Consider the following 17,747-nt stretch of genomic DNA (forward strand, 5'->3'; position numbering starts at 1 on the left):
CGGGCCGGGCGGCAGGGCTGCCGGCTCAGCGGAAGACGACCGTCCGGTTGCCCTGGATCAGCACCCGGTCCTCCAGGTGCCACCGCAGCCCCCGGGCCAGCACCAGGCGTTCGATGTCGCGTCCCCGTCGCACCATGTCGGTCGCGGTGTCCCCGTGGTCGACGCGGGCGACGTCCTGCTCGATGATCGGGCCGGCGTCGAGGTCGGCGGTCGCGTAGTGGCAGGTCGCGCCGATCAGCTTGACCCCGCGCCGGTGCGCCTGGTGGTAGGGCCGCGCCCCGGCGAAGGACGGCAGGAAGCTGTGGTGGATGTTGATCGCCCGCCCGGCCCAGGCCTCGCACAGGTGCGCGGGCAGGACCTGCATGAAGCGGGCGAGGACGATCGCGTCGGGGGAGTCGTCGTCGACGAGTTTGCGGATCTCCTCGAACGCGGTGACCTTGCCCTGCTCGCGGGCCGGGTCGCCGGGCGCGGGGAAGGGTACGTGGTGGAACGGCACCCCGTGCGCGACGACGACCGGCTCCAGCGACGTGTGGTTGCCGATCACGCGGGTGATCTCCACCGGCAGCTCGCCCGCCCACACCCGGCCGAGGATGTCGTGCAGGCAGTGCTGGTCGCGGGTCACCAGCAGCACGGCGCGCTTGCGGACGCCGGTGTCGGAGATGCGGTGCTCACCGCCCAGCTCGGCGGCGACCGGGGCGAACCGGGCGCGGAGCTCGTCGACGCCGAAGGGGACCGACGCGGCGTCGACGACCTGGCGGGTGCAGAACACACCGGCCTCGACGTCGGCGTGGTACGCCGCCTCGGTGATCGAGGCGCCGAGCTCGGCGAGGAACGTGCTGATCCGCGCAACGATGCCGGTGCGGTCCGGGCAGGACAGGGTGATCACGTAGTGGGACATCAGGAGATCCGGGAGAGGGTGAACTGGGTCTCGGCGGCGAGCAGCTGCTCGATCTGCCCGGCGACCGCCTGCTCGATCTTCGCACCCACCAGCGGGACCTTGACCGTGACCTCGGCCCGGATCCGGACCTCGCTGCCGCCGTCGACGTCGGCGATCCGCATCACCGACCGTGCGGTGGCGGGGGTGCCGATGACCTTCACGGAGCCGGTGCCGTCGTAGACGCCCGAGTCGCCGGCCCGCCACTGCTCGCTGCGGTCGATCTGCAGGTCCCCGCCGGGCACGAACGACGACACGATCGACGGCAGGTGCTCGCCCGGGATCCCGTGCCGCAGCGTGTAGCGGACGCCGTCGGCGGTGGTCTCGTACGCGGTCACCCCGGCACCGGGGCCGCCGATGTGACGCAGCTGCTCCTCCAGGAGATCGCGGTCGACCATCGCCGCGTAGACCTTCGAGGCCGGATGCGCGGACGTTGCGCGGTAGTCGATCGAGCGCGGCATGGGCGAAGGCTACCGTTGCGGTCGTGAGTTCCCCCGCTCCGACAACGGTCGATCCGATGCTCAGTGCGCACACCACACTGCGCCTCGGCGGGCCGGCCTCCCGCATCGTGCGCGCCGAGGGCGCGGCCGAGGTGGTCGACGCCGTCGCCGCGGCCGACCGGGCCGGGGAACGGGTGCTGCTGGTGGGCGGCGGGTCGAACCTCGTCGTCGCCGACGCCGGGTTCGACGGCACCGCCGTGCTGCTGGCGGGGCGCGGGATCGACCACGAGCGCGACGGCGACCGGGTGCTGCTGACCGTCGAGGCCGGTGAGGACTGGGACGACGTCGTCGCCGCGACCGTCGCCGACGGGCTCGGCGGGCTGGAGTGCCTGTCCGGGATCCCCGGGCGGACCGGCGCGACCCCCGTGCAGAACGTGGGCGCCTACGGCGTCGAGGTCGCCGACCTGCTCGTCGACGTCGACCTCTACGACCGGCGCACCGGCACCGTCCGCGAGCACGTGCCCGCCTCCGACCTGGGGCTCGCCTACCGCACCAGCGTCCTCAAGGGCAGCGACGACGCGATCGTCCTGCGGGTGCGCTTCGCGCTGCACGCCGACGGCCGCTCCGCCCCGATCCGCTACGGCGAGCTCGCCCGCACCCTCGGCGTCGACCCGGAGACGCGGACCGCCCCGGCCGCGGTCCGCGAGGCGGTCCTCGGGCTGCGCCGTGGCAAGGGCATGGTCCTCGACGCCGAGGACCACGACACCTGGTCGGCCGGCTCGTTCTTCACCAACCCGATCCTGCCCACGGACCGGGCGCCGCAGGTCGACGGCCTGGCCGCGTGGCCCGCGGGAGAGGGCCGGGTCAAGCTCAGCGCCGCCGGGCTGATCCAGAACGCCGGGTTCGGCCGCGGGCACGCCGGCCCCGGCGGCCGGGTGTCGCTGTCGACGCGGCACGTCCTGGCCCTCACCCACCGCGGCGGGGGGACGACGGCCGACCTGCTGGCCCTGGCCCGTGAGGTGCAGGGCGGCGTCGCCGAGCGGTTCGGCGTCACCCTGCATCCCGAGCCGGTGCTGGTGAACTGCGCCGTCTGACACCCTCTGTGTCCGAGCGTCCGGTTCGCGTTGCGCCGCACGGGGGAGCACCGTCCTCCTGCTGATCACGCGTACCGGTCCCGGCGTACCGTCGGTGCACAACGCAGGAGATCGAGTACGCGGGGGAACGGTTGCGACGGGTTCTGATCGTCGTGGTGGCGCTGATCGGCGCGCTGGGCGTCGTCGGGGCGGTGGCGCTGGCGGCCTCACCGCAGGACCCGGCGGTGCTGCAGGCCGCTCCGGCCCCGGCCGGACCACAGGTGAGCTACCAGCCGGCCGCCTCGGCGTCGTCGGCGAACCCGGCACAGCCGGTCTCGGTCCGCGCGGCGGGCGGCACGCTGGACGGGGTGTCGCTGACCGGCCCGGCCGGCGACGCCGTCGACGGCGCGCTGTCCCCGGACCGCACCACCTGGACCAGCAGCGGTGATCTGGATTTCGCGACCACCTACACCTGGCACGGGCGCGCCGTCGCCCCGGACGGCACGGCGACCCCCGTGCAGGGCACCGTCGCGACGCTGGAACCCGCCCACACCGTGCGCGGCACCCTGAACATCGGCGACGACCGCACCGTCGGCATCGCCGCGCCGATCGAGATCCAGTTCGACCGGCACGTCGAGGACCGCGCCGTGATCGAGAAGGTCCTGAAGGTCACGACCTCGACGGAGGTCGAGGGCGCGTGGGGCTGGCTGCCCGACGAGAACGGCGGCTCGCGCGTGCACTGGCGGCCGAAGGAGTACTGGCCGTCGGGCACGAAGGTCACCGTGGACGCGCCGCTCAAGGGCGTCGACTACGGCGGCGGCAGCTACGGCGCCGAGGACCTGACCACGTCGTTCGCGATCGGCCGCGCCCAGATCGTCAAGGCCGACGCCCGATCGTTCCGGATGATCGTGATCCGCGACGGCAAGCAGATCGCGGACTACCCGGCGTCCTACGGCCTGGCCGACGACCCGAACCGCAACACGCGCTCGGGCATCCACGTCGTCACCGAGAAGTTCACCGACAAGCGGATGGTCTCGCAGCAGTACGGCTACGACGTCGTCGAGAAGTGGGCCGTCCGGATGAGCAACAACGGCGAGTTCATCCACGCCAACCCGGTGTCGGCCGCCGCGCAGGGGGCCGCGAACGTCACCCACGGCTGCGTGAACCTGTCGATCGAGAACGCCAAGGCGTACTACGACACCGTGCTCTACGGCGACCCGGTCGAGGTCACCGGCACCCCCGTGCAGCTCTCCGCCCGCGACGGCGACCTGTGGGACTGGACGCTGTCCTGGGAGAAGTGGAAGGGGTTGTCGGCGCTGTCCTAGCGGGTACCCGCCCGCCATGAGCGTTCCCGACGACCGCGCCGCCAGCCGTGCCACCCCGCTCCCGGAGGAGGAGGGCACCGAACCCGGTGCCGAACAGATCCTGCGCGAGTCCGAGGAACGGATCGCCGGCGCCGCCCGGAGCGAGAGCCCCGGTGACGACGCCGACCAGAACCGCCGGTCGGAGGAGACCCTCTAGCGCCGGTGCCGCCGCGTGCCCGACGCCTGGTCGCGCGGCTTGAGCACGATCTGGTCCAGGTTGACGTGCGACGGCCGGGTCGCGGCGAAGACGATCGTGTCGGCGACGTCGTCGGCGGTCAGCGGGGTCAGGCCCTCGTAGACCTTCGCCGCCTTCTCGGCGTCGCCCAGCCGCACCTCGGAGAACTCGGTCTCCACCATGCCGGGGCAGATCTCGGTGATCCGGATCGGCTCGCCGAGCAGCTCCCCGCGCAGGGTGCGGTGCAGCATCGCCTGGGCGTGCTTGGCACCGGTGTAGCCGGCGCCGTTGTCGTAGAAGTCCAGCGCGGCGATCGAGGTCACCGTGACGATGTGCCCGTCGCCCGACGCCCGCAGCTTCGGCAGGAACGCCTGCGTCAGACGCAGCGTGCCGGCGACGTTGGTCTCCCACATCCAGCGCCAGTCGTCCTCGTCGGCATCGGCGACGGGCTCCAGCCCCTTCGCGCCGCCGGCGTTGTTGATCAGCAGCTTCGCCTCGGGCACGGCGTCGGCGAACGCGCGGACGGACTCCCGGTCGGTGACGTCGAGGGGCAGCGCCGTGCCGTCGATCTCCTTCGCGATCTCCTCGCAGCGCTCCACCCGGCGGGCCCCCAGCACGACGTGGAAGCCGGCGGCGCCGAGCGCACGGGCGGTGGCGGCGCCGATCCCGGAGGAGGCCCCGGTGACGACGGCGGTCGGACGGTCGTTCGCGGTCATGCCGCCGAGCCTATGACCTACCTCGGCTCGACGCCGCGCTGCGCCGACCGGTCCCCGCGCCGGGCCGCGGCCCGCTGCGCCGAGAACACCGCGGCGCCGAACAGGCCCACCCCGACCCCGGCGATGCAGGTCCAGAACCAGGCGCCGGCGCCGCTCGCGGGATCGAACCCGGATCCGGTGACCATCACGAACGCGGCGGCGACGCCCGCACCGACCGCCCACAGCAGCATCCCGCCGAGGATCACCGGCGGGGACTCGTAGAAGCGCGCCGGCAACGGCGGCGGGGGCGGGGGGTCGCTCGCGCGCTCGCTGTCGTGGGCCGTCACGGGGCCGTAGCCTAAACGGTGCACGTACGGAACCCGCAGCGTTGCACCGCGTCTAGGGTGTCGCCGTGATCGAGCGCCTGTTCCGCGTGTCCGAGCGCGGCTCCACCGTCTCCCGCGAGCTGCGCGGGGGTCTCGTCACGTTCATGGCGATGGCCTACATCATCGTCCTGAACCCGCTGATCCTCGGCAGCGTCACGCCGGGCGACCCGTCGGCCAAGGCCGACGCGCTGGGCGGGATCCTCCCGGTCGCGCAGGTCGCCGCGGTGACAGCCCTGGTCGCGGGCGTGATGACCATCATCTTCGGCGTCGTCGCGAACTACCCGTTCGCGATCGCCACCGGCCTGGGGATCAACACCCTGCTGGCGGTGACCATCGCGCCGCTGATGACCTGGCCCGAGGCGATGGGCCTGGTCGTCGTCAACGGCGTCATCATCGTGGTCCTCGCCCTGACCGGCTTCCGGACGGCGGTGTTCAACGCCGTCCCCACCGAGCTCAAGACGGCGATCGCGGTCGGCATCGGCGCGTTCATCGCGCTGATCGGCCTGGTCGACTCCGGCTTCGTGCGCCGGCTGCCCGACGCGGCCAACACCACGGTCCCGGTCGGGCTGGGCACCGGCGGCTCCATCGCCTCCTGGCCGACGTTCGTCTTCGTCGTCGGACTGATCATCGTCGGGGTGCTCGTCGCCCGCGGTGTCCGTGCGGGCATCCTCATCGGCGTCGTGGTGAACACGATCATCGCGATCGTCGTCGAGGCGATCGTCCGGGTCGGCCCGGGCGGTCCGACCAACCCCGGCGGCTGGTCGCTGGCCGTGCCCGCCATCCCGGACCGGATCGTCGGGCTGCCGGACCTGTCGCTGGTCGGGCAGGTCTCGCTCGGGGCGTTCACCCGGCTCGACATCATCACCGTCGTCCTGCTGATCTTCACCCTGGTGCTGGCGAACTTCTTCGACGCGATGGGCACGCTCACCGGTCTCGGCCGCCAGGCGGGCCTGACCGACTCCGACGACAAGCTCCCGGACGTCGGGAAGGCGCTGGTCGTCGAGGGCGCGGGCGCGGTCGCCGGTGGTGTGGGGTCGGCGTCGTCGAACACGATCTTCGTGGAGTCCGCGGCCGGCATCGCCGAGGGCGCACGGACCGGTCTGGCCAACGTGCTGACCGGTGTCCTGTTCCTGCTGGCGATGTTCTTCACGCCGCTGTACGCGATCGTCCCGGTGGAGGCCGCCGCCCCGGCGCTGGTGGTCGTCGGCGCGCTGATGTTCCGCCAGATCACCTCGGTCTCGCTCGACGACCTGCGCACCGCGATCCCGGTGTTCCTGACGATCACGGTCATGCCGTTCACCTACTCGATCGCGAACGGCATCGGCGCCGGTTTCATCAGCTACGTCGCGCTCGCCGCGGCCACCGGTCGCGCGCGGCAGGTCCACCCGTTGATGTGGGTCGTGGCGGTGCTGTTCGTGGGGTACTTCGGCGTGGGACCGTTGCGGGAGCTGCTCGGCTGAGAATCCACCCCTTGCGTCTGCGACGAAGGTTAGGCTAACCTCAATCTCGTCGCTTCGTGGTGGGAGCGGCGCGTCAGTTCGGGACAGGAGAAGGCCCCGGACCCCACAGGGTCCGGGGCCTCCTTCTTTCCCCAGTCACACCCGACCCGCCGCCGAGCGGGTCAGGGCGCGTAGATGCGGACCCAGTCGACCTGGAAGTCGAGCGAGTCCGGCGTGGTCGCGTCCGGAGCGGGGATCCAGTCGTCGCCGTAGGGACCGATGTCCTGCTGCATCGCCAGGTGCATCGACCGCGGCGGGATCTGCTCCGGATCGGTGGTGCGGAAGACCTCGGCGCCGTCGATGTAGAACACGACCCGGTCGGGCAGCCACTCGACGGCGTAGGTGTGCCACTGCGTGAAGTCGCCGCGGACGGTCTTGCCGACCTGGCTGTTGTCCTCGCCGTAGTGGACGATCGTGTGCGTCTCGTCGCGCTGCGGCTTCGGGATCTCCATGAAGTTGAGCTCGCCGCCCTCGGGCCAGTCCTCGTCGTCCGGCCAGAGCAGTGCCACGTCGCCGTAGCCGACGGCGGGGTTGGTCTTCGCCCGGATCTCCCAGCGGCCGTACTGCTGGCCGCCGCGCCAGGCCAGACCGGCGGACGTGCGCCCCCGGCTGGTCAGGACGAGCTCACCGTTGCGCACGGAGATGTTCTCCGCGAGGTGCCGACCGTTGCCGCCGGTGGTCTCCCCGGTGTACGGGCTCCAGCGCGTGCGGTCGAGCGTGGCGCCGTCGAACTCGTCGTGGTCGGTGAGACGCCAGCGGTTGCGCACCGCCGCCTCGGTGTCCGAGCGCGACGCGGGGTCGAGCTCGCCGACCTCGGTCGGGCGTTCCTGGTCGTGCATCCCGCCCGGCGGCGTCGCCGGGGCCGACGGTGCGGGTGTCGGGGTCGAGGAGCCGGTGAGCAGCGACGGGTCGGTGGCGACGGTGACGACACCGGCCAGCACGGCCAGACCCGCCACGATGCCGACGACGGCGGGCCAGCGGCGTCGCGACGGTGCCTCGGGGTCGTGCTCGGGCCCCTGCTCCGTCTGTTCCGGCACGACCCCCTCCTTGTCGTCGACGGCGGGTCGGCGGCAGCCTAGGAGGGGACGGCTGTGGGTGAGCTGAGAAGTCCGGGCCACCTCCCGCGGCGGGGCCGGTCGGGGGCTCCATGATCGACGGTTGTGGAGCGCAGGGTGCGCTTCGCGTACCTCCGTACTCCACAACCGGTGATCATGGTCGGGCTCAGCCGGTCGAGCCCGTGGTCCCCCCGCTGCCGGTGACGCCGCCGCCGTCCGCTGCTCCGCCGTTCGCTCCGCCGGCTGCGCCGCTGTCGAGGGTGTACTGGCGGACCCAGTCGACCTGCATCTGCGTCTCCTTCCCCGACCCGCCCTTGGGGAACCAGTCGAGCTGGATGCACAGGTGCATCGGCCCCGGCGGCTGCACCTTCTGTTCGGTGGTCTCGAACCACTTCTCGCCGTCGACGTAGGCGGTGATCCGGTCCGGCGTCCACTCCAGGGCCCAGTTGTGCCACTGCGTCGCGTCGATCTCGACCGAGCCCTCGACCTGGGAGTTGTCCGCGCCGTAGTGGAAGAACGCATTGGTCTTCTGCCGCTCGGGGTCCATCATCTCCATGAAGTCGAGCTCGCCGCCCTCGGGCCAGTTCTCCGCGGTGGGCCAGAGCAGCAGCAGGGCGTTGTACGACGGGTCCCCGACCGGCGCGCGCACCCGCCCCTCCCAGCGTCCGTACTGCTGGGAGCCCTCCTTCCACGCCATGCCCGCGGTGTTGCCCCGGCTGTCGCCGGTGATCGTCAGGACGCCGTCGGCCACCGCGGCCGCCTCCGGGGTGCGACGGCCGTTGCCCGCGTGCCCGGCGCCGTCGTAGATGCTCCAGCCGTCGGTGCCGTTGTCGAACTCGTCGGCGCGGACCGGCCGGCCCCAGCCCAGCTTCGCCGCCGCGGTGGTGCCCTCGGCCACCGTCGCGCCGCCGCCGGTGGTCGTACCGCCCGCCTCCGGGGTGCTCCCGGTGGCGGGCGCGGGATCGGCCGCGCCACCCGAGCCGGTGGGGCAGGGGGCCGGGGCGGTCCGGCCGCCGGTGCCACCGGTGAGGAGGCCCGCGGCGGCGTCGTCGCTGGTGCCGTAGGCGGTGGCGCCGGACTCGTCGGGGGCGCCGGAGGCGGTGCCGCTTCTGCCCGAGCCGCTGCCGCCCGAGCCGTTTCCGGACGAGCCGCTGCCCGACGGGGTACTGCCGCTTCCCGAGTCGCTGTCGCCGCGGCTGCTGTCGTCCGAACCGGAGCCCCCGGAGTCGCTGCCGCCGGACCCGGTGTCCTCGGAACCGCTGTTCCCGGTGCTGCTGTCGTCCGAGCCGCTCTTGCTCCCGGAGTCACCCGACCCGCCGGCTCGGCGACTGCCGTCCGAGTCGCCCGACCCGTCGGAGCCGCCGCCCCCACCGTCGCGGCCGTCCTTCGACCCGGAGGAGTCGCCGCCGGACCCGGCGGAGGCCCCGTCGGACCCGGCCCCGTCGCGGCCGTCCCCGCCGCCCGAGCTGTCGGAACCCGACCCGGAACCCGACCCGGAGTCGGCGCCCGACCCGGACCCTCCGGATCCCGACCCGGATCCGGAGGACCCGCCCGACCCGACGCACACCTCGCCGTCGGCCCCCAGCTCCAGGTCCGGACGCGGCGCACCGGCGGCGTCCTGCCCGGAGCTCACCGACGGCGTCGCGGACCCCCCGGGTTCCACCCCCACCAGCTCCCCGGCGGGGCCCAGCGCCAGCAGGACGACCGTGACCCCCTTGGCCAGCAGGGACTTGAGCAGCTGCTCGAGCTCGTCGGCGGTCATCGCCCACTCCAAGGTTCGGTCACGTCAGTCGTCCACGTCGGGGGTGTCGGTGGTGATGGGTGTGTCGGCGGTGACCAGCCAGTGGCCCGCCGCGTCGAGCGCCACGACCACGCGGGTACGCCAGCGCCGGACCTCGGGGGCCGCGCCGGGGCCGGCCGTCGTCGTGCGGACGGTCGCGACGAGCGCGGTGCGCCCACGGGCCCAGTCGGTGGCGCCCTCGTCGAGGTCCTCGACCTCGACGGTCCGCCCCGCGCCGGGCGGCGGCGGGTCGAGGACGGGCGCCCCGGCCGCGGCCGGGCTGCCGGGCAGTGCGTACGGGGTGCCGTCGAGGGTGGTGCCCGCGGCCGCGCCGGCACCGGTGCCGTGCGCGGCGACGAGGTAGGCGCGTGCCACCGCCCCGGGCGACGACGGCCGCGTCGCCGGCACGGGGGGCTCCGGTCCGCGGACGGGGCCGGGATCACCGAGGGCGTCCCGGTCGGCCGAGGTCAGCACGGCCTGCGACGGCGGTCCGGGCAGCAGCGCGGGCACCAGCAGGGCCAGGGGAACCGCGAGGACCGCGGCGAGCACGAGCAGCGGCAGGGAACGTCGCACGGGGTCACTCCGCGAAGCTGATGTGGATGTGGTCGTAGTGGCCGCCGGTCGCGTCGGCGGTGTCGTAGACCCCGCCGCCGGTGTAGCGGCGGCCCCAGCCGGAGCCGTCGGCGCGCACCGAGGGGTCCCAGTAGCGGCCCTGCCAGATCAGGTACTCGACCTTCAGCGGGGCCGCGTTGCGTTCCAGCCAGCGCGCGATCGCCCAGCCCTCGTCGAGGTCGGCGCCCTTCGCGAACGCCCCCGCCTTCCCGGTGAACACGTCGCAGGCCCTGCCCTTCGGATGGTCCGACCGCGGGTTCTGCAGGTGCTCGTCCCAGCAGCCGACCGTCTCGATGGTCGGGCCGAAGACCGCCCGGACCGCATCGAGTCCGTGCTTCGTCGCGCCGGTCAGGCAGCCGTCGGAGCGCACCGGATCGGGTTCGTGGCAGCCCGTCGCGCCGCCGGTCCAGGCGGGTGCCGGTGCCGACGCGGCGTCCTTCGCGGCCGGTGCCTTCGCCGGGGCGGCCTTCTGCGGCGGTGGCGGGGACGACTCGCGGTCGTCGACGGCCGTCGTACCGGAGTAGTCCGCGACGAAGCCGTGCACCGCGTCGAGGTAGCGCCGGATCGCCGACGCGCACGCCTGCGAGCAGCCCGCCTCCCCGCCCGCCGGGACCCCCGACGCCGAGCCGGTGACCCGGCTGCAGCCCGCGATGTGGCAGACCAGCATCGCGTCGAGCACCGGCACGTCCTTCGGGGTCGTCGCCAGGTACCCGGCGGCGGCGCGCAGCGTCGAGCAGAGCCACGGCACGACGACGCGCAGGTGCCCCTCCGGCTCGGTGAGCGCCGCGTCCGGCCAGGGCGCGCCGCCGGCCGCGACCCAGGTCCGTTCCGAGACCTGCAGCAGCCCGGCGGCGGTGCCGGTGCGCAGCTCCGGATCCCATCCCGACTCCGCCTGCACCTGGGCGACCACCCAGGCCGGTGGCAGCTCCGGGCAGCCCTGCGAGGTCAGGTCCGTGACCAGGTCGAGGTACGGCCGCGCCGCCTCCGGCACGTGAGCCGCGTCGACGCCCGAGGTGACCGGTTCCGCGGCCGGTGCGGCCAGGACCTGCCCCGCCGCCCCCAGCAGGAGTGCGACGACGACCGGCACGATCAGCAGCGCTCGCACGGCTCACCGGACCGGCCCGGTCGGGACCGCCAGCACCCCGCGCAGGGGTCGCAGCCCACCGACGCCGGCCGGGGTGAGCGGCCGGTCGAGCCGGCCGGACGTCGTCAGCGCGGTGACGATCCGGCCGATCGCGTCGGCGTAGCGGCGGACCGCGGCCGAGGGCCCGGGACGGGTGAGCACCCCGGCCGCGTCCGACCACGGGTCGGCCGAGCGGGCCCAACCCGGCACCGCGGGCAGCGCGACGACGGCCGCCCAGCCGGGACCTGCGGCGTCGGCGTCGATGCCGTCGGGGTCGGCGGTGCCGGGGTGCAGGACCAGGACCGGCGCGCCCGGCCCGGGTGCCGGGGCGACGAGGGCGGCGGCGGCCAGCCCGGCCACGGTGTCCCGGGTGACGACGACGTCGGGCAGCAGGTCCGGCCCGCACACCCGCCCCAGGTCACGGCCGTGCAGGGCCCGGGCGACGGTCGTCGTCCCGACCCCGCCGGCCAGACCCCCGACGACCGGGATCCGCCCGCTCACCGCGCACCGCCCCGGGCGAGGTCGACCGGCGACGGGCGCCGGGCCGGCTCCGCCTCGGGCCCCGCGTCGACGACGAGCCCGTCGCCGGTGAGGACCACGCCCACCTCCAGCCGGACCCATCGCGCGGCCAGCCCGCGCCAGCCGCGCGCGGCCGGGGCCGGGGCACCGGCGGGTGCCCCGATCGGGTCGTCGGGTTCGGGTTCCGGCGCGGCCGCCCCGCGGGCGTCGACGCGGCGGTAGGGCACGACCCGCACCCGGACGTCGACGACGGCGCGGTCGCCGTCGGTGCTGACGCGGCCCGGCAGCACGAGGTCGGCCCGCTGGCGTCCGGTCCCGGTCCAGCCGAGCAGCCCGTCGGCCGCGGTCGTGGGCAGGTAGGCGGCGAGGACGCGGCCGCGGCGGGCGACGTCGTCCTCGTCCCAGGACAGCAGGTCCGCGGCGAAGGCCCCGGCCAGCGCGGACGCCTCGGCGGGGTCGACGAGCGGCGACGGGGTCCCGACCGGCGCTGCGGCCGAGCGGGGGGCAAGACCGTGATCGGCCGGTGCCGGGCCGGACAGCGCCTGCGTGGTGGGCGCGGATCCCGAGGACGCCGGGCCGGAGGGCACAGCGGGCGTCGCCCGTCCGGACGGCGCCGCCGGGCCGGGCGAGTCCGGGTCGGCGGCTGCTGGACCGGATGCAGCGGTCGCGCTGTCCGACGCGGAGGGCGGCACCCCGGGATCCGCGCTGACCTGTGTGCCGTCGGCCCGCGGCGTCGCGGCAGGCGCCCACGCCGCCCAGGCCGCGGCGACCTCGTCGGAGACGGGGGCGGTGGCGGGGACCGGGGCGACGGCAGTGGGCGGCCCGGCCGGCGGCACCGGCGGGAAGCCGAAGGGATCGGTGACCGGCTCCGGCTCCGCGACCGGTTCCTGTGGCGGCCGCCGCGGCGTCCAGACCGCCGGCCGCGCCGCCGCGGTCGCGGGGCCCTCCGCCACCGGAGCCGCGGACGTCCCACGGGTCGACGGAGCCGGGGCGGCCTCCCGGGCCCGAGGCGCGGCGGGCCGCGGAGCCGGGTCGGGCGCCGGGTCGTCGAGCCAGGGGTCGGGGCCGTCGTCGAGGGGGCGCCCGTCGCGGGCGGTGCGGCTGAACAGCCGGAACGGGGACATCGTCGTCGCCCGGGTCATCGACGCCGGTCGGGGTGGTGCTGGCTGGACATGTCCCTCCGTCCCGTACGCGCACCCGGGGCGGGTGTGCGGAGGGGGACGGTAGGAACGTGCGGGCGGTGAGCGGGCCCGGTCGCGGAGAATGCTTCGCGATGGCGAAGCCGATCAGCCGGGGATCTCCCAGGTGTGGACGGGCTGGTTCGCGGTCGAGTGCGCCAGGTAGCGCTCGAGCATGCCGCGCAGCGCGGTCATCCGGTCCGCGCCCCGCGCCTCCAGCGCGGCGACGGTGTCGATCTGCCACGACGACCCGGTCTGACGCGTGACGCAGCGCCGCTCCAGCACCGTCAGGTACCGGTCGCAGACCGCGCCGGAGACGCCCCAGCGGGCGAGACCCTCGTGGGCCAGGGGGAGCAGCTTGCGCAGGGCGAGCTCGTCGGGGAGCACCCAGCCGGTGCCGGGCCAGTACAGGGGAGCGTGCATGCCGTGCTTGGCCGCCGTCTGGAAGTTCTCCCGCGCCGCCTCGAACGACACCGACCGCCACAGCTGCTGGTCGGCCTCGACCAGGGTGCGCAGCAGGCCGTAGAAGAACAGCGCGTTGGCGACCATGTCGACGGTCGTCGGTCCCGCGGGGAGCACCCGGTTCTCGAGCCGGACGTGCGGGGTGTCGCCCGTACTGTCGTAGATCGGCCGGTTCCAGCGCCAGATCGTGCCGTTGTGCAGGGTCAGCTCGGGCAGGTCCGGGAAGCCCTTGTCGCGCATCTGCGTCGCCGGGTCCACATCGGACGTCAGTGGCATCAGCGCGGGGAAGTAGCGGGCGTTCTCGGAGAACAGGTCCAGTACCGAGTCGATCCAGCGCTCACCGAACCAGACCCGCGGACGTACCCCCTGGTTGTGGAACTCGGGGGTCCGGACGTCGCAGGACTGCTCGAACAGCGGGATCCGGGTCTCCGACCACAGCTGTGACCCGAGCAGGAACGGCGAGTTCGACCCGAGCCCCAGCTGGACACCGGCCAGGCACTGCGCGGCGTTCCAGTAGCGCCCGAAGTTGGCGGGGGACACCTGCAGGTGCAGCTGCATCGACGTGCAGGCCGCCTCGGGAATGATCGTGTCGAAGTCGGCGTTGACCCGCTCCTCCGGCGAGCAGCCGGCGATGTCGATCCGGATCGGCTCGCCCCGGGCGTTGAGCATCTGGTCGTTGAGCGCCTCGTAGCGGTCCTCGGGGGAGATCGCCTCGGCGGTCATGTGTGCCGGGTCCAGCGTCGGCAGGATCCCGATCATGACGAGCTGGGTGCGCAGGTCACCGGCCTTCGCCCCGGCGCCCGCGAGCAGGTCGAGCAGCTCGTGCTCCAGCTGGCGCCACTGGTCGCCGGGCAGCGGCCGGGGCGGCAGGTTCAGCTCGAGGTTCCAGCGGCCGAGCTCGGTCTGCCACTCGCCCGAGTTGATCGTGTCCAGCACGTCGCTCCCGTTGAGCGACGGCGCCAGCTCCGTATCCACCAGGTTGAACTCGATCTCGACGCCGGTCATCGGCTCCGTGTCGGAGAACGGGTAGCTGCTGAGCAGGTCACCGAGAGTGTCCAGACAGCGCTGCACCTTGATCCGGTACCGCTGGCGGTCGCGCCGGCTGAACGTCGTCCGGTCGACCACCTGACCCATGCGCGAACCGACCTCCATCGAACGGGGAGCGCCTTCTCACTCACACGGCGGAGGACCGTTGTCGGAGGAGGCGGCACTACACCGTGTCATATCGCCGGACCGGGCGGTACCGGCTGACCGGGCGACCAGGCGCGGTGAACGGTCCGTGACGTGGGACGATCGGGCGTCGTGGCCATACTCACCACGGTCGAGCACTCCGACGACCCCCGAATCGACGACTACCGCGACCTCACGACCGCCGATCGGCGCCCCGATCGGCCCGGTGGGCGTGGGCTGGTGATCGCGGAGGGTGTCGTCGTCGTGCGCCGGCTGCTCGACTCGCCGTATCCGGTGCGCTCCCTGCTGGGGGTCCCGCGTCGCCTCGACGAGCTCTCCGACGATCTCGCCGGCGTAGACGTCCCGGTCTACGCGACCGACGCCGACACCATGGCCCGGGCGGTCGGGTTCCACCTGAACCGGGGGGTGCTCGCCGTCGCCGACCGGGCTCCCGCGCCGTCCCTCGACGACGTCCTGGCCCGCGCCCGCACGCTGGCCGTCTGCGAGGGGGTGGGGGACCACGAGAACCTGGGGTCGTTGTTCCGCAACGCCGCCGCCCTCGGCGTCGACGCGATCCTGCTCGGCCCCGGCTGCTCGGACCCGCTGTACCGGCGCAGCGTCCGCGTCTCGATGGGGCACGTGCTCAGGGTCCCGTTCACGACCCTCGACGGCGCGTGGCCCGCCTCGGTGGACCGGCTGCGGGAGGCGGGGTTCACCGTCGCCGCCCTCACTCCCTCCGCCGACGCCGAGCCCCTCGCCTCGGCGGGCCTGTGCGGCCGGAAGGTCGCCCTGCTGCTGGGTGCGGAGGGTCCCGGTCTCACCGACGAGGCACTGGCCGCCGCCGACCGCCGGGTCCGGATCCCGATGGCGAGCGGCGTGGACTCGCTCAACGTCGCAACGGCCGCCGCCGTCGCCTTCCACGCCGTCACCGGCGGGGGCTGACCGCGGGCGGTGCGGTCCCACACCGGACCCGTGCTCCCACACGGGACCGGATCCGGTGCGGGAGGACGGAACCCCTGCGGTAACGTGTCAGCGCTGGCCGCGGACGCCGAGCAGGACCTCGTCCCACGACGGCATGACCGGCTTGCCCTTCTTCGTCCGCCGCGACCCGGCGGTGGACGGGCGGCGCGGGGCCGCGCTCTCGGTGTCCTGTGCCGGAGAGGGGTCCGTCTCCGGGTCCGAGCCGTTCGACGACGACGTGCCCGGTGCCCCGGTGGCGGCCGCGGCGGTCCCGGTGGGTGCGTCGGTGCCCTCGTCGGGGGCGTCGCCCGACGCGGCCGGGGAGGCCTCGCCGTTCTCGGCCGAGGTGCTCGTGGAGCCCGCGGCGGTGCCCGCGGACGCCGGGGTGGTCGGTGCCACGGTGGTCGACGCGGCGGTCCCGGTGTCCTGCGCCGGGGCCGCCGTGGCCGAGCCCGGGTTCGTCGTGGTCGGTGCGGCGTCCGACGCGGGGGTGGCCGTGGCCGCTTCCGGCGAGGTCGTCGCCGACGACGCGGCCGGGCCCGCCGCGTCGCCCGCGGACCCGGAGTCCGTGGCGGACGTCTCCGCACCGGACGCGGTCGTGTCGCCTGCGTCCGGGGCCACCGCGTCCGTGGCGGCCGCGTCCGTGCCGGTCCCGTGGGGGGCGGCGGAGCCGGTGCCTGCCGGCACCGGGGCGCCCGGGTCCGCGTCGGTGGTGTCCGAGGCCGTCGACTCCCGGCCGGTCGGGCCCGCGCCGACCGGTGCCGCGGCGGCCGGGGCGGAGACGTTCGAGGAGATGCGGTTCGAGGAGGCGTCGTCCGGAGAGGTACCGGTCGAGGCGGAGCCGTTCGGGTCCGCGCCGGTCGTGCCCGTACCCGTGCCGGCCGCCGCGGTCGTGTCGGTGCCGGGAGCGTCCGCGTTCGAGGCAACCGTGCCGTCGGTGGTCGCGGAGTCGGCCTGCGAGGTGCCGGCCGCAGCGGAGGACCCGGCGTCCTCGACCTGCTCGGCGCGCCGGGGGACCACGGGCGCCGCGGCGGCCGGGGCCCGGGTGTCGTCCGGGCGGGCGCCCGCGGTGCGACCGGGCGTCTCGACGCGGGTCCGGGGCGGCGGGGGGCTCGCCCGGCGCTGCTCGGGCGCGATCCCGCGTCCGGCCCAGGCCTCGGGCTGCTGCCCACCGGCGGCCGCGACGGCGCGCGCCGGAGCGGCGGTCGTCGGGGCCTGGGGGGTGTGGTCCTCGTCGCGGGCCATGTCGACCACCGCGCCGAGCGGACGCAGCGGGCGTGCGGGCAGACCCTCCACGAGGTCGGAGGCGTGCTCGTCCAGCGCAACGACGGTGCCGCCGTGCGCGCCGGGCTGGAACGCCCAGTGCGCGGCGTTGTCCGAGCGGCCGGTCTGCCACGTCAGGACGACGACCCACTTGCCGTCCTCGCCCTTCCAGGAGTCCCAGCCGGCTCCGCCGTAGTCCTGTCCGCGCAGGCCGAAGGTGTGCGCGACGGTCTCACCGAGCGTGCGCGAGTCGGGTCCGTCGGCGCGCTGCGGGTGGGCGCCCTGGGCCAGCTCGGCGGTCCGCGACCGTTCCAGCAGGACGGGATAGGCGAAGCGTTCGATCTTCTGGGTCGGGACGCCGGCCGCGGCTGCGACCTCGTCGACCGACGCGCCACCCCGGATTCGGGCCTGGATCTCCCGTGGGCGCAACTGGCTCTCCAACTCGATCGCGATCTGGCCGAGCCGGGTCACGTCACCCCGTGCCGCGGCCCGCAGCTGCTCGTCGGCCGGCACCGTGTAGCGCTCGCGACGCCCCGGGTCCTCGAGGACGACCGAGCCGTCCCCGGTCACCCCCACGACCCGCAACGCGCGCATCGACCTGACCTCCTGCTGTCGTCCCCGTCCGGGTGACGGTAGAGGGCGAGGGGTCCGTGCCGGGTGAGGCGCGCCGGGCGAGTTCTGCCTGGTCGACAACACCTACTCGCCCGGGGGACCGCCGAGCCGTTCTCACTCACCGTGCGCAGCGTCGCACAGTTCGTGGCTCACGAGGTAATTGGGGCGATTGATACGCGTGTGACTACAACGAGTTGCTATCGATCACGCAACGACGCCGCGCCGCGACGCAACCCGGCGTGTGCGGTGCCGGAGCCGCCCCGATCCGTAACAGGACGGCCGGGACGTATCCCCCGGCGCGGCATCAGGACGGGGACGGCAGCGGGGCCGTCGTGGCAGGTGGACGCGAGGCACCTGCCGGCGCGCTCCTGCCGCGGTGACCGGACCCGCCCGGCGATCCCCCGCCCGCGCGGTGATCCACGGTCCGCGCGGCGATCCGCGGTCCGC

17 protein-coding genes are annotated in these 17,747 nt (G+C 74.6%); 5 read left to right on the top strand and 12 right to left on the bottom strand.

Annotation, left to right across the window (positions count from 1 at the left end; genetic code table 11):
• Positions 1-25: 25 nt before the first annotated feature.
• Positions 26-898 carry a formyltetrahydrofolate deformylase gene (gene purU, locus ZF1_RS02875; RefSeq protein ID WP_482636390.1) on the bottom strand — a complete coding sequence of 291 codons (873 nt, stop codon included), beginning with the start codon at positions 896-898 and terminating at the stop codon, positions 26-28.
• Positions 898-1,395, bottom strand: a complete 498-nt coding sequence (locus ZF1_RS02880) for a DUF2505 domain-containing protein (protein WP_062399848.1) — start codon at positions 1,393-1,395, stop codon at positions 898-900. Before ZF1_RS02880 ends, purU begins: the two co-directional genes overlap by 1 nt.
• A gap of 56 nt (positions 1,396-1,451) precedes the next feature.
• Between ZF1_RS02880 and ZF1_RS02885 the strand changes: the two genes are divergently transcribed.
• The 3 genes from ZF1_RS02885 to ZF1_RS02895 all read left to right on the top strand — a co-directional run bounded on the left by ZF1_RS02885 (position 1,452) and on the right by ZF1_RS02895 (position 3,968).
• On the top strand, positions 1,452-2,468 hold the full coding sequence (locus tag ZF1_RS02885) for a UDP-N-acetylmuramate dehydrogenase (RefSeq protein ID WP_482636391.1): 1,017 nt from the start codon (positions 1,452-1,454) through the stop codon (positions 2,466-2,468).
• A 131-nt stretch (positions 2,469-2,599) separates the two neighbouring features.
• Positions 2,600-3,772 (top strand): L,D-transpeptidase, encoded by a 1,173-nt coding sequence (locus tag ZF1_RS02890; RefSeq protein WP_482636392.1) that lies wholly within the window; start codon positions 2,600-2,602, stop codon positions 3,770-3,772.
• A 16-nt stretch (positions 3,773-3,788) separates the two neighbouring features.
• Positions 3,789-3,968, top strand: a complete 180-nt coding sequence (locus ZF1_RS02895; protein WP_073577880.1) for a hypothetical protein — start codon at positions 3,789-3,791, stop codon at positions 3,966-3,968.
• Here the strand turns inward: ZF1_RS02895 and ZF1_RS02900 are convergent.
• Positions 3,965-4,702 carry an SDR family NAD(P)-dependent oxidoreductase gene (locus ZF1_RS02900; protein WP_308817890.1) on the bottom strand — a complete coding sequence of 246 codons (738 nt, stop codon included), beginning with the start codon at positions 4,700-4,702 and terminating at the stop codon, positions 3,965-3,967. The genes ZF1_RS02895 and ZF1_RS02900 overlap by 4 nt on opposite strands.
• Positions 4,703-4,719: 17 nt before the next feature.
• Complete coding sequence (locus tag ZF1_RS02905; protein ID WP_100879442.1) at positions 4,720-5,028, bottom strand: DUF2530 domain-containing protein; 309 nt, start codon at positions 5,026-5,028, stop codon at positions 4,720-4,722.
• Positions 5,029-5,093: 65 nt separating this feature from the next.
• On the opposite strand from ZF1_RS02905, the gene ZF1_RS02910 reads away from it, so the two are divergent.
• The gene (locus tag ZF1_RS02910) at positions 5,094-6,527 is read left to right on the top strand and encodes an NCS2 family permease (protein ID WP_482636393.1); all 1,434 of its coding nucleotides are present in this window, start codon (positions 5,094-5,096) and stop codon (positions 6,525-6,527) included.
• Positions 6,528-6,688: 161 nt separating this feature from the next.
• Here the strand turns inward: ZF1_RS02910 and ZF1_RS02915 are convergent, their stop codons facing one another.
• The 7 genes from ZF1_RS02915 to ZF1_RS02945 all read right to left on the bottom strand — a co-directional run bounded on the left by ZF1_RS02915 (position 6,689) and on the right by ZF1_RS02945 (position 14,429).
• Positions 6,689-7,603 carry a glycoside hydrolase family 16 protein gene (locus ZF1_RS02915; protein ID WP_482636394.1) on the bottom strand — a complete coding sequence of 305 codons (915 nt, stop codon included), beginning with the start codon at positions 7,601-7,603 and terminating at the stop codon, positions 6,689-6,691.
• Between the two features lie 184 nt (positions 7,604-7,787).
• Positions 7,788-9,383: a glycoside hydrolase family 16 protein gene (locus ZF1_RS02920; protein ID WP_482636395.1), complete on the bottom strand. Its 1,596-nt coding sequence runs from the start codon at positions 9,381-9,383 to the stop codon at positions 7,788-7,790.
• A 24-nt stretch (positions 9,384-9,407) separates the two neighbouring features.
• The gene (locus ZF1_RS02925) at positions 9,408-9,974 is read right to left on the bottom strand and encodes a hypothetical protein (RefSeq protein WP_062399861.1); all 567 of its coding nucleotides are present in this window, start codon (positions 9,972-9,974) and stop codon (positions 9,408-9,410) included.
• A gap of 4 nt (positions 9,975-9,978) precedes the next feature.
• Complete coding sequence (locus ZF1_RS02930; protein ID WP_062399863.1) at positions 9,979-11,118, bottom strand: VldE C-terminal domain-containing protein; 1,140 nt, start codon at positions 11,116-11,118, stop codon at positions 9,979-9,981.
• A gap of 3 nt (positions 11,119-11,121) precedes the next feature.
• Positions 11,122-11,637, bottom strand: a complete 516-nt coding sequence (locus ZF1_RS02935) for a hypothetical protein (RefSeq protein ID WP_357545761.1) — start codon at positions 11,635-11,637, stop codon at positions 11,122-11,124.
• Complete coding sequence (locus tag ZF1_RS02940; RefSeq protein WP_482636396.1) at positions 11,634-12,797, bottom strand: hypothetical protein; 1,164 nt, start codon at positions 12,795-12,797, stop codon at positions 11,634-11,636. The genes ZF1_RS02935 and ZF1_RS02940 overlap by 4 nt, the downstream gene beginning before the upstream one ends.
• A 144-nt stretch (positions 12,798-12,941) precedes the next feature.
• Complete coding sequence (locus ZF1_RS02945; protein WP_178374682.1) at positions 12,942-14,429, bottom strand: glutamate-cysteine ligase family protein; 1,488 nt, start codon at positions 14,427-14,429, stop codon at positions 12,942-12,944.
• Between the two features lie 168 nt (positions 14,430-14,597).
• On the opposite strand from ZF1_RS02945, the gene ZF1_RS02950 reads away from it, so the two are divergent.
• Positions 14,598-15,407 carry a TrmH family RNA methyltransferase gene (locus ZF1_RS02950; RefSeq protein WP_482636397.1) on the top strand — a complete coding sequence of 270 codons (810 nt, stop codon included), beginning with the start codon at positions 14,598-14,600 and terminating at the stop codon, positions 15,405-15,407.
• 87 nt (positions 15,408-15,494) lie between these two features.
• Here ZF1_RS02950 and sepH read toward each other — a convergent pair whose 3' ends face one another.
• Positions 15,495-17,282: a septation protein SepH gene (gene sepH / locus ZF1_RS02955; protein WP_482636398.1), complete on the bottom strand. Its 1,788-nt coding sequence runs from the start codon at positions 17,280-17,282 to the stop codon at positions 15,495-15,497.
• Positions 17,283-17,747 lie beyond the last annotated feature (465 nt).

This window comes from Pseudonocardia sp. ZF1 (assembly GCF_056835605.1).